At 73.9% G+C, this 12,229-nt stretch carries 14 protein-coding genes; 5 read left to right on the top strand and 9 right to left on the bottom strand.

Features of this window, described 5'->3' with window-relative positions:
- Positions 1-329: 329 nt before the first annotated feature.
- Positions 330-1,280: a diacylglycerol/lipid kinase family protein gene (locus GA0070622_RS07690; RefSeq protein ID WP_091570934.1), complete on the bottom strand. Its 951-nt coding sequence runs from the start codon at positions 1,278-1,280 to the stop codon at positions 330-332.
- 43 nt (positions 1,281-1,323) lie between these two features.
- Here GA0070622_RS07690 and GA0070622_RS07695 point away from each other — a divergent pair, with 43 nt between their 5' ends.
- The gene (locus GA0070622_RS07695) at positions 1,324-1,725 is read left to right on the top strand and encodes a hypothetical protein (protein WP_091570938.1); all 402 of its coding nucleotides are present in this window, start codon (positions 1,324-1,326) and stop codon (positions 1,723-1,725) included.
- A 30-nt stretch (positions 1,726-1,755) separates the two neighbouring features.
- On the opposite strand, the gene GA0070622_RS07700 is transcribed toward GA0070622_RS07695, so the two are convergent.
- From GA0070622_RS07700 to sodN, 3 genes are read right to left on the bottom strand one after another with little or no spacing between them, the layout of a single operon-like run.
- On the bottom strand, positions 1,756-2,163 hold the full coding sequence (locus GA0070622_RS07700) for an ATP-binding protein (RefSeq protein ID WP_091570942.1): 408 nt from the start codon (positions 2,161-2,163) through the stop codon (positions 1,756-1,758).
- A 32-nt stretch (positions 2,164-2,195) separates the two neighbouring features.
- Complete coding sequence (locus tag GA0070622_RS07705; RefSeq protein WP_091570946.1) at positions 2,196-2,720, bottom strand: GNAT family N-acetyltransferase; 525 nt, start codon at positions 2,718-2,720, stop codon at positions 2,196-2,198.
- Entirely contained in the window at positions 2,717-3,121 is a 405-nt protein-coding gene (sodN, locus tag GA0070622_RS07710) for a superoxide dismutase, Ni (protein WP_089155059.1), read from the bottom strand. Before sodN ends, GA0070622_RS07705 begins: the two co-directional genes overlap by 4 nt.
- 84 nt (positions 3,122-3,205) lie before the next feature.
- On the opposite strand from sodN, the gene GA0070622_RS07715 reads away from it, so the two are divergent.
- The 3 genes from GA0070622_RS07715 to GA0070622_RS07725 all read left to right on the top strand — a co-directional run bounded on the left by GA0070622_RS07715 (position 3,206) and on the right by GA0070622_RS07725 (position 5,924).
- Positions 3,206-3,556 carry a S26 family signal peptidase gene (locus GA0070622_RS07715; RefSeq protein ID WP_245666145.1) on the top strand — a complete coding sequence of 117 codons (351 nt, stop codon included), beginning with the start codon at positions 3,206-3,208 and terminating at the stop codon, positions 3,554-3,556.
- Between the two features lie 152 nt (positions 3,557-3,708).
- On the top strand, positions 3,709-4,884 hold the full coding sequence (locus tag GA0070622_RS07720; protein WP_091570954.1) for an NAD(P)-dependent malic enzyme: 1,176 nt from the start codon (positions 3,709-3,711) through the stop codon (positions 4,882-4,884).
- Between the two features lie 77 nt (positions 4,885-4,961).
- A complete protein-coding gene (locus tag GA0070622_RS07725) occupies positions 4,962-5,924 on the top strand; it encodes a zinc-binding dehydrogenase (RefSeq protein ID WP_176558944.1) in 963 nt (320 codons plus the stop codon).
- Between the two features lie 62 nt (positions 5,925-5,986).
- Here GA0070622_RS07725 and GA0070622_RS07730 read toward each other — a convergent pair whose 3' ends face one another.
- The 3 genes from GA0070622_RS07730 to GA0070622_RS07740 all read right to left on the bottom strand — a co-directional run bounded on the left by GA0070622_RS07730 (position 5,987) and on the right by GA0070622_RS07740 (position 8,558).
- Complete coding sequence (locus tag GA0070622_RS07730; RefSeq protein ID WP_091570957.1) at positions 5,987-6,952, bottom strand: alpha/beta hydrolase family protein; 966 nt, start codon at positions 6,950-6,952, stop codon at positions 5,987-5,989.
- 41 nt (positions 6,953-6,993) lie between these two features.
- Positions 6,994-7,527 carry a nucleotidyltransferase domain-containing protein gene (locus GA0070622_RS07735; RefSeq protein WP_091570960.1) on the bottom strand — a complete coding sequence of 178 codons (534 nt, stop codon included), beginning with the start codon at positions 7,525-7,527 and terminating at the stop codon, positions 6,994-6,996.
- Between the two features lie 74 nt (positions 7,528-7,601).
- Positions 7,602-8,558 (bottom strand): alpha/beta hydrolase family protein, encoded by a 957-nt coding sequence (locus tag GA0070622_RS07740; protein ID WP_091570964.1) that lies wholly within the window; start codon positions 8,556-8,558, stop codon positions 7,602-7,604.
- Positions 8,559-8,739: 181 nt separating this feature from the next.
- On the opposite strand from GA0070622_RS07740, the gene GA0070622_RS32460 reads away from it, so the two are divergent.
- Positions 8,740-8,913 (top strand): hypothetical protein, encoded by a 174-nt coding sequence (locus GA0070622_RS32460; RefSeq protein WP_176558943.1) that lies wholly within the window; start codon positions 8,740-8,742, stop codon positions 8,911-8,913.
- Between the two features lie 14 nt (positions 8,914-8,927).
- Here the strand turns inward: GA0070622_RS32460 and GA0070622_RS07745 are convergent, their stop codons facing one another.
- Positions 8,928-10,040, bottom strand: coding sequence for an acetate/propionate family kinase (locus tag GA0070622_RS07745; protein ID WP_091570969.1), 1,113 nt, complete (start codon positions 10,038-10,040; stop codon positions 8,928-8,930).
- The gene (pta, locus tag GA0070622_RS07750) at positions 10,037-12,103 is read right to left on the bottom strand and encodes a phosphate acetyltransferase (protein WP_091570973.1); all 2,067 of its coding nucleotides are present in this window, start codon (positions 12,101-12,103) and stop codon (positions 10,037-10,039) included. Before pta ends, GA0070622_RS07745 begins: the two co-directional genes overlap by 4 nt.
- Between the last annotated feature and the right edge of the window lie 126 nt (positions 12,104-12,229).

A 12,229-nucleotide genomic window follows, 5' to 3' on the forward strand; every position in this document is an offset into this window, starting at 1 on the left:
CAGGCTGCGGGCCCCTGGACCTGCTGGAACAGCTCAACCTGCCGAGCATATCCAGGCAATGTCCCGGTAACACGAGTTCGCTTGTGAATACTTTCACGAACTACAGCGATGTCAAGGGTGACGCTCGGAAAAACTCCGAACAGTGAGCGGGCTCACCACCCATTTGTCCGGGTTTCCGAAGTCTCTCGTTACCCGGCGTGCCACAGTCGAGGATCAATATAGTACGGTCTGCGTGACGTTGCTGACATTTCCGGCACCCTTCCTCGGCGTGGCGGCCACCGCGCCCGCGCGGCGGGGGGTCCGCGTCAACCGACTGGGATACCCGAGACCTAGCAGATTACTCTGAGTGCGGCCGGCACGGAGGTAAATCTGACTTTTTCCCGCTCGCCGAGGTAGTCGCCGTCCAGCTGGAACGGCAGCGGACGCGCCGCGAGCAGGGTGAACTCCGCCACGTCGTGCAGCCGGAGCACCTGCTTGCCGTGCGGGTCGGGCTTCCGGGAGAAGAACTGGGTCACTGTCCGTGCGGTGCTGGCCACCCTGAGCTGCCGGATGGCGAGCACGTCCAGCCCGAGGTCGAACGACGCCTCCGGATTCGGGTTGATCTCCCGGTCGCCGAGGTACGTCCACGGCGCGGTGTTCTGGATGATGGCGGTGGCCAACTCCGTCGCCGGCGCCTCACCCGGCCGCTCCAGCGTGATCGGCGGGTGCCGGCGGTCCGAGCCGACGAAGTACTGGCTCGCGGTGGACCGGAAGTAGAGCGCCGGGGTGGAGACCCGACCCCGCTTGCGGGCCTGCTCCACCCGGCGGATGACCGCCGCGTCGAGGCCGAAGCCGGCGCAGAACGTGAAGTAGCGGTCGTCCGCCCGACCCAGCCCGATGGTGCGGGATCGGCCCAGCCGCAACCCCTCCAGGATCATGCTGGTGCCGTCCGGCCACTCGCGGGGCAACCCGAGGGCGCGGGCGAAGACGTTGGTCGAGCCGCCGGGCACGGTCGCCAGCGCCGGCAACCGCTCGGCCGAGGTCTGCCCGGTGCGGAACGTCGGCGGCTCGGCCGCCATCAACCCGTTGACCACCTCGTTGACCGTGCCGTCGCCACCGAGCGTGACCACCAGGTCGACGCCCTCCTGGGCGGCCTCCCGGGCCAGATCCATGGCGTGGCCCCGTCGGCGGGTGTACCGCACCGACAGGTCGACTTCACTGCGCAGCGCCCGGACGAGCACGTCCCGGCTGCGTTCGCTGGTGGTGGTGGCCTTCGGATTGACCACCAGGACGGCCCGCATGGGCGGCACTGTACCGCGACTACCCACCGGTATCGTGGCGCCCGTGACGATCGACTCCGACCCGACCCCCGGTCCGCTCCGCGCGGCGGTGCTCCTGCTGCGCGCCGAGGCGGTGGCGCTCGGGCTGGTCGCGGTGTGGCTGATCTGGTCCGACCTCACCGCACGGACCACCGATCTGGCCTCGGCGCTGCTGGTGACCGCGTTCGCCGTCGGCGGCGCGGTCGCGCTCTGGGCTCTCGGCGGCGCGCTGTCCCGTCGGCGGGCCGGTGCCCGCGCGCCGGCCATCGTGCTCCAGCTCATGCTGCTGCCGGTCGGCTGGTTCATGATCGAGGGCGGCCTGGGCTGGCTCGGGCTGCCGTTGATCGCGCTCGGGCTCGGCATGGTGGGCCTGCTGGTCAGCGGCCCGACCAACCGGGCGCTCGGTTTCGGCGACCCGACCCCCTGACGGCCGCCCCCTGCGGCAGCTCCCGGTGGGTCAGTAGCCGCGGGCGCGACGGGTCAGCAGCGAGATGGTGGCCCGGCCGTCGGCAGCGTGGGCGCCGGCCGAGGTGGTCAACGCGGTGAGCACCTTCCAGGCGAAGGACGACTCGGACGGGAGCGTGGCCCCGCGCACGGTCGGCACGGTCACCTCGACGGTGAGCGCGTCCTCGGTGACCGCGAAGCGGCACTCCAGCTCGGCATCGCGGGTCGCGATGGCGAGCAGCATGGCGCACGCCTCGTCGACGGCGATGCGCAGATCCTCGATCTCGTCGAGGGCGAACTGGAGCCGGGCCGCGAGGCCGGCCGTCGCGGTGCGGAGCACGCCGAGGTAACCACCGTCGGCGGGCACGGTGAGGTGCACGACGTCGTCGTCCGTCGTCGGCTGCCCGGTCAGTTGAGTCACGCCTCATCCCCCCGGTGCGGGACTCTACCCGGTCAGGCGGCCGGGTGGGTGGGTGCGGGCGTCGACTGCGCGGCGAGCTCGCGCAACGCGGGTCCGGCGAGCCGGTACGGGGTCCACTCGTCCATCGGCGTGGCCCCGATCGAGGCGTAGAAGCGGGCCGCCGGGTTCCAGTGCAGCATCCACCAGTCGAGGCGCTCGTAGCCGCGCTCGACGCAGATCCCGGCGAGGGTGGCCAGCAGCATCCGACCCGCGCCGGTGCCCCGGGCCGCCGGCCGGACGTAGAGATCCTCCAGGTAGATGCCGTGCACGCCGGCCCAGGTGGAGAAGTTGAGGAACCAGAGGGCGAAGCCCACCGGCTCGTCGGCCGCGTCCACCGCGACGTGGCCGAAGAGCGCCGGAGCGGCCGGGAAGAGCGCCGCGTGGAGCTGTTCGGCGGTGAGGTGGCACTGCTCCGGGGCGCGCTCGTACTCGGCGAGTTCGTGCACCATGGCGACGACGGCCGGTACGTCCTCGGGACGTACCGGCCGGATCGTCGGTGCCGCGACGGGCGACGTCACGCCTGCTTGGTCTCCCAGAAGATCTTCGAGATCTCGTCGATCTTCGAGAGCAGCTCGTCGGCCTTGGCCGGGTCGGTGCCACCCTTGGCGCCGGCCGCGCCGGCCAGCTTGGTGGCCTCGTTGAAGAGCTGGTGCAGGTGCGGGTACTTCTCGAAGTGCTGCGGCTTGAAGTAGTCGGTCCAGAGCACCCACAGGTGGTGCTTGACCAGGTCCGCCCGCTGCTCCTTGATCAGGATGGCGCGGGTGCGGAACTCCGGGTCGGTGTTGGCCTGGTACTTCTCGCAGATCATTTTGACCGACTCGGCCTCGATCCGGGCCTGCGCCGGGTCGTAGACGCCGCACGGCAGGTCACAGTGGGCACTGGCGGTCACACGGGGCGTGAGGATGCGGGGAAGGCGCATCAGGGTCCTCCATGGGATGTTTGCGATGATCCAAGACGACACTACTCCTGGAGATGCTTTCCAGCGGGCGGGAGGTGAAACCCGGTGCCAGGTGTGAACGAACACGCCGTGCCCGCGCTGCGCGGGCCGCTGGTGCCGGTCCTGGTCACCGGCCCGTCCATGTCGCCCACGCTGCGCCACGGCGACGCGGTGCTGGTCCGCACCGGTGGCCGGCCGGTCCGCCCCGGCGACGTGGTGGTCGCCGTCTTCCGCACCCGCCCCGACCTGCTGGTGGTCAAGCGCGCGGTCGAACCCCGCGCCGGCGGCTGGTGGCTGCGCGGCGACAACGACCTGGTCGCCGACGACTCCCGGGCCTACGGCGTGGCCGACGTCCGCGGGCGGGTGGTGGCCCGCTGGTGGCCGCGTCCGGCCCGGATCAGGGGCCGGCAGGGGTAGCGGCGGATATGACCCCGCTCACATCCTGGGAGCCGGTGCGTGACTATGCTCGGAAAGTGCCCGGGTGACCCCCGCACCGCCGCCCCGCCGGTCGCTGACCACCGCTGACCACGCCGGCCGGTCCGTCTGCATCGACAGATCCTGGAGTCACCATGTCTTCGTCCACCCCGGACCCCGCTGATCCCGTCTTCCGGCTGCACGTCGGCGGCAAGATGGCCGTCACCTCGACGGTGCCGCTGACCAGTCGGGAGGACCTCTCCCTCGCGTACACCCCGGGGGTGGCCCGGGTGTGTGAGGCGATCGCCGCCGACCCCGACCTCGCCGACACCTACACCTGGGTGTCGCACACCGTCGCGGTGGTCACCGACGGCTCCGCCGTGCTCGGTCTGGGCAACATCGGCCCGCGCGCCGCGCTGCCCGTGATGGAGGGCAAGGCGGTGCTGTTCAAGCAGTTCGCCGGCGTGGACGCGGTGCCGGTCTGCCTGGACACCCAGGACGTGGACGAGATCGTCGCGGCGGTCCGGGCGATCGCGCCCTCGTTCGGCGGGATCAACCTGGAGGACATCAGCGCCCCCCGTTGCTTCGAGGTGGAGCGCCGGCTGGACGAGGCGCTGGACATCCCCGTCTTCCACGACGACCAGCACGGCACCGCGATCGTCGTGCTGGCCGCGCTGCGCAACGCGGCGACGCTGCTCAACCGCAAGCTCGGCGACCTGCGGGTCGCGGTCAGCGGCGCCGGGGCGGCCGGGGTGGCGGTGACGAAGATGCTGATCGCCGGCGGCGTCGACCCGGCGCGGGTGGTGGTCTGCGACTCCCGGGGCATCATCGGCCGGCACCGCGAGCTGACCGGCACCAAGGCCGAGCTGGCCGAACTCACCAACGCCGAGGGCCGCCAGGGTGACGTCACCGAGGCGCTGCGCGGCGCGGACGTGCTGGTCGGCGTCTCCGGCGGCCAGATCCCCGAGGCGGCGGTGGCCGGCATGGCCCCCGGCGGCATCGTCTTCGCGCTGGCCAACCCCACCCCGGAGGTGCACCCCGAGGTGGCCGCCCGGCACGTGGCGGTGGTCGCCACCGGGCGCAGCGACTACCCGAACCAGATCAACAACGTGCTCGCCTTCCCGGGCGTGTTCCGGGGCGCGCTGGACGCCGGCGCCACCCGGATCACCGACGCGATGAAGGTGGCCGCCGCCGACGCCATCGCGGGCGTGGTCGCCGAGTCGCTGACCCCGGACGCGATCGTGCCGTCCCCGCTCGACCCGCGGGTCGCCCCGGCGGTCGCCGACGCGGTGGCCGAGGCCGCCCGGCGCGACGGCGTCGCCCGCCGCTGAGGGTGTAAGGAGGGGCACCTTCTTAACGCCTCCGGTAGAGGAAGGGCCCCTTCTTAACGGCCGCTCAGCTTGTTACCGTGCCGATCATGCGTGCCGCCTATGCCTCGGCCTTCGACGCCGACAACCCGCTCGCCGCGCTCACCGTCGGCGACCGTCCCGAGCCGACCCACCCGCAGGACGACTGGGTCACCGTGCGGGTGCGGGCCAGCTCGCTCAACCACCACGACCTCTGGTCGCTGCGCGGCGTGGGGCTGACCGCCGACCAGCTCCCGATGATCCTCGGCTGTGACGCGGTCGGCACCGACCCGGACGGCAACGAGGTGGTCATCTACCCGGTGGTGCCCACCCCGGGCGACCCGCGCGGGGTCTCCATCCTCTCCGAGCACTACCAGGGCACCTTCGCCGAGCTGGTCGCCGTACCCCGGATGAACCTGCTGCCGCTGCCCGACGGCCTGTCGGCGACCGACGCGGCGTGCCTGCCCACGGCCTGGCTCACCGCCTGGCGGATGCTCACCACCAAGGGCCGGGTCGCCGACGGCGAGTCGGTGCTGGTCCAGGGCGCCGGCGGCGGCGTGGCCACCGCGGCGGTCGCGCTCGGCGTCGCGCTCGGCAAGCGGGTGTACGCGACCAGCCGCGACGCCGCCAAGCGGGAGCGCATCACCGAGCTGGGGGCGACCGCGCTGGAGCCCGGCGCCCGCCTGCCCGAGCGGGTCGACGTGGTGATCGAGACGGTCGGCGCGGCCACCTTCGACCACTCGCTGAAGTCGGCCGCCCCGATGGCCCGGATCGTGGTCTCCGGCGCCACCGCCGGCCACGAGCCCGCCGTCAACCTGCGCCGGGTCTTCGCCATGCAGCTGGAGATCCTCGGCACCTCCATGGGCACCCCGGACGAGCTGGCCGAACTGCTCGCGTTCTGCGCCGAGCACGAGGTCCGCCCGGTGGTGGACCGGGTGGTGCCGTTCAGCGGGATCGCCGAGGCGTTCGCCCGCCTGCACTCCGGCGAGGTCTTCGGCAAGGTCGTCATCGACCACATCGCCTGAGACGGATGGCGTGTTAAGAGGGGGCCCCTTCTCTACCGGAGGCGTTAAGAAGGGGCCCTTCCTTACAGGCGGTCGTCGAGGGTGGCCAGGCCGCCCCTGGCGGCGTCGGCGGGGAGACGCTTCTTCGCCGCCGGGTCGCCGTAGAGCGTCCAGCGCAGGAACTCGACGGTGGTGTCGGCGACCACGCCCAGCGCCCTGCCGTCACCCAGCAGCGCCCGACCGTGGTCGCCCTTCGGCAGGCTGAGCATCGCCTTGGGCCACGGCACCGCGTCGTAGACGGCCCTCCCGGCCGCGTACGACACCACCTCGTCCACCTCGCCGTGCACGAACAGCTGCGGCGCGGCGGCCCCGGCGAACGCGGTGCCGACGCCGAGCGCCGTGCCGGCGAAGACGATGCCGGCGTCGAGCCGCTCGTCCCGCCCCGCGGTGAACAACCCGATGGTGGTCACCCCGCCGGCGCTGTGCCCGGTCGCGGCGACCCGCTCCGGATCCAGCCGGCCGCGCAGCGGGTCGCCCGCCTTCTCGCCGAGGGCGAGCACCCGGGTCAGCACGTACGACACGTCGGCCGGCTGGTTGAGCACGTCCAGCGGGTTGCCGTCGCCACCCCGGCCGGTGTGCGGGAAGCGCGGCGCGGCGACCACGAAACCGGCCGCCGCCCAGCGCGTGAGCAGCACCTGGTAGTCCTCCGGCCGGGCGCCGAGGCCGTGACTGAACAGCACCACCGGGAACCGCCCGTCCGCCGCCGGCGCGGACCGCTCGGCCGCGCCACCGGCCGCGCCCTCCGCCGGGTACCAGAGCGTCACCGGCAACGGCCGGTCGCCGTCGCGGTTCAGCTTCACCTGGCGTACGCCGACCGCGAAGCTCTTCGTGGGCGCCTTCCCGGCGGGTACGCGCGGCGTGGGTGCCGTGGTCGTCGGCGGGGTGTCGGGTGCGGGCCGCCCGGTCGGGGCGGTCGGCTCGGAACAGCCGGTCAGGCCGGCGCCGAACAGGGCGGCGGCGGTGGCCAGGGCGACGGGACGACGGCGCATGAACTCGATTGTGCCTCGCGATCGGGGGCGACCCGGGCGGGTCAGCGCAGCGGGGGCCCGCCGGTCGACGCCCGGAGACGGGCCAGGTCGGCGGCGTCCTTGGCGCGGCGCGGCCGGTCGGGCATCCAGACCGGGAACATCTCCTTGAACTCGATCTGCGCGGCCACGCTGATCACCGGCGCGGTGAGTGGGCCGATCCGGCCGGCCGGGCCGTCCAGCATCCCCTCCGGCAGGGGAGTGCCCGCCCACGGGCCGGCCCCGACCACCACCCGTCCCGCCTCGTCCCGGTCCAGGTACGCGAAGCTCAGCTCGACGTCGCCCCGGAGCACGTCGAGCTGCGTCTCCGCCGGCATCCGCGGGTCGGGCCGCCAGCCGAGCGCGCCCAGCCGGGCGGACAGTCCCTCGGCGTCCCGGCGCCAGCAGTACCAGTCGACGTCGACGTGGGGTCGGCTCACCGCGCCGAGGTGGAAGTCCATCGCCCACCCGCCCCGCAGCCACACCTCGATCCCGGCCGCCCCGGCCAGCTCGACCACCTCCCGGATCGCGCCAAGTTGCCGCCCGGCCACCTCGTCCACGCCCGCACCCTAACCGTCGATCATGAAGTTGGCGGCGCCCGGTGTCCGGTTTGTCACTGTCAACTTCATGATCGTCAGGTGGGGAGGGAGCGGGTGGTGAAGGTGGTCAGGGCGGGGGCGGGGGCGGTGGCGTCGGCGGGGAGGCGGCGCAGCGCGGCCCGGTCGGCGTAGAGCGTCCAGCGCAGGAAGTCCGTGGTGGTGGCGAGCACCTGGGGGAAGCCGGGTCGGCTGGGGTTCAGGTACTCGCCGTGGCCCTGACCGGGCAGGCTCAGGAACGCGGCCGGCCCGAGACAGCGGGCGTACGCGGCCCGGCCGATCGACTCCGGCACGACGCGGTCGGCGCCGCCGTGCACGAACAGCATCGGCGCGAGCGGCCGGGCGACGCCGGCGACCGGCCGGCCACCGGCGATCACGATCCCGGCCCGTACCGGGAACGGCTGTCCGGCGGCGAACATGCCGAGCGTGGTGTGACCGCCGGCGGAGTGCCCGGCGGCGGCGAACCGGTCCACGGCCAGGTGCGCGCCGAGCGGATCACCGGGGCGGGCGCCCAGGCGGACCAGGTGACGGACCAGCCGCCAGGCGTCGGCCGGCTGGTTGCGGACGTCGTCTCGGGTGAAGCTCCGGGCCCGCAGGTTGGTGCGCGGGTAGGTGGGCGCCGCCACCACGAAACCGGCGGCGGCCCAGCGGGTGGTCAGCTGCGCGTGCAGCGCGGGCAGGCTGCGCAGGCCGTGACTGAAGACGACCACCGGGAACCGCCCGACGGCCACCCGGGCCCCCGCCCGGACATCCGGCGCGGCGGGAGGGGCGGTGACCGGGCCGGGGGAGGCGGACGGGTCCACCGGGTACCAGACGGTGACCGGCAGGGGGCGGATGCCGTCCGGGTCGACAGTGAACTGCCGCATCCCCACCGCGTACGGGCGCTCCGGCGCGGCCCGGACGCCGGCCGGGACCGGGCCGGTGGTGGCGACGGCCGGCCCGCAGCCGGCCAGCAGCGCCGTCATCAGCACGGCCACCAGCCGCTGCCCCGTCATGCCTGCACGGTAGGCAACCGAGCGGCCCGGCCGCGCCCGCCGTCCGGGCCGGCTGCCTCCGCCACCCGGCCGGGCCGTGCCTCCACCGCCCGGGCGGGTTTGCGCGCGCCGGCCGCCCCGGTCCGTCGACGCCGGCACGGCGGGGCACGCGGGGACGGCGGGCTTCGCTAGGGTCACCCGCATGGCTGAGAACTACACCGACCCGAGCGGCAACACCGCGCAGTTCCGCGCCTTCGTGGACGCGCCCGAGCCGGCCGCGACCGCGACCGCGCCGTCCCGGCTGCCGTTGATCGCCGGCCTCGCCGTCGCCGCCGTGGTGGTCGTCGGCCTCGTCGCCTGGCTCGCCCTGGGCTGACCGGGCGGGCCGGGTCAGGCGGCCAGCACCTCGCGGGTCTCGCGGGCGATCTCCCGCTCCTCGTCGGTGCCCACCACGAGCACGGTGACCTCGGCGCCGGCCGGGGAGATCACCCGGTCGCCCGTGCCGTCGTTGCGGCCCGGCTCGACGGCGACGCCGAGCCGTTCCAGCCCGGCCAGCGACGCCGCCCGGACCGGCGCGGCGTGCTCACCGACGCCGGCGGTGAACGCGATCGCGTCGACCCGCCCGAGCAACGCGTAGTACGCCCCCACGTAGCCGGTGATCCGGCGGCAGTAGACGTCGAACGCCAGCGCCGCGTGCGGGTCGCCGGCGTCCCGGCGGGCCAGCACCTCCCGCATGTCGTTGACGCCGGTCAGCCCGAGCAGGCCGCTGCGGTGGTTGAGCAGGTCGTCGATCTCGTCCACGCCCATCCCGCCCTCGCGGCGCAGGTGGAAGATGACGGTCGGGTCGAGGTCGCCGCTGCGGGTGCCCATCACCAGGCCCTCCAGCGGCGACATGCCCATCGACGTGGCCACGCTCCGGCCGCCCTCCACCGCGCACGCGCTCGCCCCGTTGCCCAGGTGCAGCGTGATCGTGTTCAGCTCGGCGTACGGCCGGTCGAGCAGCTCCGCCGCGCGCCGCGAGACGTACGCGTGCGAGGTGCCGTGGAAGCCGTACCGGCGCACGTCGTAGCGCTCGGCGGTCTCCCGGTCGATCGCGTACGTGGCGGCGGCCTCCGGCAGCGTGTGGTGGAACGCGGTGTCGAAGACGGCCACCTGCGGGGTGTCCGGCAGCGCCTCCCGGGCCACCCGGATGCCGGCCAGGTTGGCCGGGTTGTGCAGCGGGGCGAGCGGGACGAGTTCCTCGATCCCGGTGACGACCGCGTCGTCGATCAGCACCGGCGAGCTGAACCGCCGTCCGCCGTGCACCACCCGGTGCCCGACGCCGGCCAGGCCGGTCAGGTCGAGCCGTTCGATGATCTCCCGCACCGCGCTCTCGTGGTCGGCCGGCCCGCCGCCGGGTTCGCCGATCCGCTCCACGGTGCCCTTGTCGCGGACCTCGTCGCCGTCGTACAGCCGGTACTTGACCGACGAGGAGCCGCTGTTGAGGACCAGGATGCGGCTCATTCCGACGCCTCCGCGGCGGCCTGGATGGCGGTGATCGCCACCGTGTTGACGATGTCCGGGACGGTGGCGCCCCGGGAGAGGTCGTTGACCGGCCGGCGCAGGCCCTGCATGACCGGGCCGACCGCGACCGCGCCGGCCGAGCGCTGCACCGCCTTGTACGTGTTGTTGCCGGTGTTCAGGTCCGGGAAGATGAACACCGTGGCGCGTCCCGCCACCGGGCTGTCCGGCAGCTTGGTCGCGGCGACCTGCGGGTCGATCGCCGCGTCGTACTGGATCGGGCCGTCGACCAGCAGTTCCGGCCGCCGCTCGCGGACCAGCTCGGTGGCCGCCGCGACCTTCTCCACGTCCGCCCCGGCGCCGGAGCTGCCGGTGGAGTACGACAGCATCGCCACCCGCGGCTCGATGCCGAACCGGGCCGCGGTGTCGGCGGAGGAGATGGCGATGTCGGCGAGCTGGGCGGCGTCCGGGTCCGGGTTGACCGCGCAGTCGCCGTAGACCAGCACCCGGTCGGCGAGCAGCATGAAGAAGACGCTGGACGCGACCGAGACGCCGGGCACGGTCCGGATGATCTCGAACGCCGGCCGGATGGTCGCGGCCGTGGTGTGCGTCGCCCCGGAGACCATCCCGTCGGCGTGGCCGGTCTGCACCATCATCGTGCCGAAGTAGTTCGGCTGCGCCACGATGTCGTGCGCCAGCTCCGGCGTCACGCCCCGGTGCGCGCGCAGCTTCGCGTACGTGGCGGCGAACTCGTCCCGCCACTCGCTGGTCGCCGGGTCGACGATCTGCGCGTCGCCGACGTCGACGCCCAGTTCCCGGGTCCGTCGGGCGATCTCGTCCGGGCGGCCGAGCAGGGTCAGCTCGGCGACACCCCGGCGCAGCAGCACCTCCGCCGCGCGCAGGATCCGCTCCTCGGCGCCCTCGGGCAGCACCAGCCGGCGGCGGCGGGCCCGGGCCCGGTCGATCAGGTCGTTCTCGAACATCAGCGGGGTGACCCGGGCGGAGCGGGTGACCCGCAGCCGGCGGGCCAGGTCGTCGGTGTCCACGCAGCGCTCGAACGCGCCCAGCGCCGCGTCGACCTTGCGCGGGTTGGCCGTGCTGGGGCGGCCCTCGATCCGGCTGGACGCCTCGACCGTGTCGTAGCTGTCGGTGGGCACCGACAGCACAGCCAGCCCGGTGTTCATCCGCTCGACCAGTCGCATCGCCCGGGGGTCGGGTTGCTCGCCCAGCGTGAGCACCAGCCCGGCCAGCGACACCTGCCCCGCCACGTGCGCGGCGCCGGCCGCCACCAGCAGGTCGGCCCGGTCCCCCGGGGTGATCACCAACGCGCCGTCGGTGAGGTGGTCCAGCAGCGTCGGCACGTGTGCGGCGCCCACCACGTAGTCGAGCACGTCGCGGTCCAGCGCGGCCTGGTCGCCGGCGAGCAGGGTGGCGCCGAGCGCCGCCGCCACCTCGGCCACCGTCGGCGCCGACACGGCCGGCACCTCCGGGATCGCGTACACGGGGACCGGCAGCTCGGGCAGCGTCATCGGCCCGGGCACGCGGTTGGCGACCACCGCGACCACCGTCGCGCCCAGGTCGGCCAGATCGTGGTAGGCGCCCCGCAGCGCCGCCGCGATCGCCTCGGGCGGCTGCCCGAAGCCGTCCACCACGGGCACCACGACGCTGCCGAACTCGGTCGCCAGCCGGGCGTTGAAGGCCAGCTCGCGCGGGCCGGCGCCGTCTCCGTCGGCGAAGTCGCTGCCCACCACCACGACGGCGGGGCAGCGTCGTTCCACCTCCCGGTAGCGGGCCACGATCGCCGAGATCAGCTCCTCCCGGCGGCCGTTCGCGACCAGCTGGGTGGCCTCGGCGTAGGTGGCGCCGTGCAGCTCGCCGACCGGCAGCTCGACCCGGTAGCGCTCGCTGAGCAGGGCCAGGATCGGGTCGGCGCCGTCGCCGGCGACCAGCGGCCGGAACGCGCCGATCCGCCCGACCTGTCGGGACAGCAGCTCGGCCAGCCCGAGCGCCACCGTCGACTTGCCCCCGCCCGACCCCACACTGGTCAGGTACACGCTGCGCGCCACGACCTCACGCTACAAGATCGCGCGAACCCGCGCCCGGGTCCTTCGCCCCCCGTGCCAGCCCTCGTCGATCTTGCACTTACGGCCCGGACAAAAGCCGCTGTCCGGGCATCTGCCGGGCCGCAACCG

Source organism: Micromonospora sediminicola, assembly GCF_900089585.1.
Classification (GTDB): Bacteria; Actinomycetota; Actinomycetes; order Mycobacteriales; family Micromonosporaceae; genus Micromonospora; species Micromonospora sediminicola.

Coding starts and splice junctions, on each gene's coding strand:
- GA0070622_RS07690 (WP_091570934.1), bottom strand. CDS start 1,280: ATGCGGGCCGTCCTGGTGGTCAATCCGAAGGCCACCACCACCAGCGAA.
- sodN (WP_089155059.1), bottom strand. CDS start 3,121: ATGCGCCTTCCCCGCATCCTCACGCCCCGTGTGACCGCCAGTGCCCAC.
- GA0070622_RS07720 (WP_091570954.1), top strand. CDS start 3,709: ATGTCTTCGTCCACCCCGGACCCCGCTGATCCCGTCTTCCGGCTGCAC.
- GA0070622_RS07730 (WP_091570957.1), bottom strand. CDS start 6,952: ATGCGCCGTCGTCCCGTCGCCCTGGCCACCGCCGCCGCCCTGTTCGGC.
- GA0070622_RS07740 (WP_091570964.1), bottom strand. CDS start 8,558: ATGACGGGGCAGCGGCTGGTGGCCGTGCTGATGACGGCGCTGCTGGCC.
- GA0070622_RS32460 (WP_176558943.1), top strand. CDS start 8,740: ATGGCTGAGAACTACACCGACCCGAGCGGCAACACCGCGCAGTTCCGC.
- GA0070622_RS07745 (WP_091570969.1), bottom strand. CDS start 10,040: ATGAGCCGCATCCTGGTCCTCAACAGCGGCTCCTCGTCGGTCAAGTAC.